This is a genomic window from Burkholderia sp. Ac-20392, from assembly GCF_017104585.1.
GTDB classification, from domain to species: Bacteria; Pseudomonadota; Gammaproteobacteria; order Burkholderiales; family Burkholderiaceae; genus Burkholderia; species Burkholderia lata.
In genome coordinates, this window is record NZ_JAAGPB010001070.1 from 1 (window position 1) to 970 (window position 970).

General features: G+C 70.0%; 1 protein-coding gene. It reads right to left on the bottom strand.

Annotated elements, in window-relative coordinates:
* A partial coding sequence (locus G3N99_RS40825) for an FUSC family protein (protein ID WP_241012105.1) occupies nucleotides 1-970 on the bottom strand: 970 nt, incomplete at both ends.

Genomic DNA, 970 nt, shown 5'->3' on the forward strand with positions numbered 1-970 from the left:
TATTGTCGACGACGCGGTGCTCTGTTCTCTTGAGCAGACTCCTCCCACACGCGCAGACCAGAACGGAGGTATCCCGTCTTGCCCTAGCCGACCGTCTTCCGCTCTCGCCGATAGTCCAGCCCCCGAGCAGCTCGCGGAGGTCGCGCTCGATGGGGGTGGGTGGCGGACGCCACGCGAAGCCGAGTTCGCGCCCGAGACGGTCGGCCGTGCGGCTCAGCCACGCACTCGCCCGCCACGCCCGTGGATTGCGCGCGATGCGCACCAGGTCGTCGCGCACCGCGCGATGCAGGCGCCGCCGGCTCGTGCCGGGATCGCCGGGAAACACGAGCGAGAGCACCAGCGCCCCGAACGCGATGCCAAGCAGCGTGGCGAGCGCCGAATTGAGAAACGCGGCGTCGCCGATGCGCGCCGTGTTGTCCGGCGACGTGAAATTCCAGAAGAAGATCGAGAAGCCGCTGCCGATGCCGGCCGTGCGGGGATTGCGCATCGCGATGCCGGTGCCGATCATGAACACGCCGAGGATGTACGCGAGCATCTCGAAGCCCGACACCGCCGGCAACAGCACGAAATTACAGAGGGCCCCCGCGGCGGCCGCGCAGGCCGCCCCTTTCAGGAAGCCGACGGTCGCGCCCACCGAGTTCGGGCGCGTCGAGAACAGCGCGCAGACCACGCCGGTGATCGCGACGAACCCGGCGCCCGACGGCCACGCGGTGACGATCCAGAGCGCCGACGCGACCAGCACCGCGATGAACGCGCGAATCCCGTTGTGCCACGCGAGCACCGGATCGTGGTGAAACGCATAGCGCACGCGCGATGCCGGCGGATTCGACCGCTCCAGCTGTGCCTTGCCCGCAAAGGCGGCGTCGAACCCGGCAAGCAGCGCCGCCAGCCGGTCGAGCGTGAGCAGGCGCGACGGGTCCGAACCGGCGGGATATGTGGCCTCGGCGCGTACCGCGTCGTCCACGCGGGC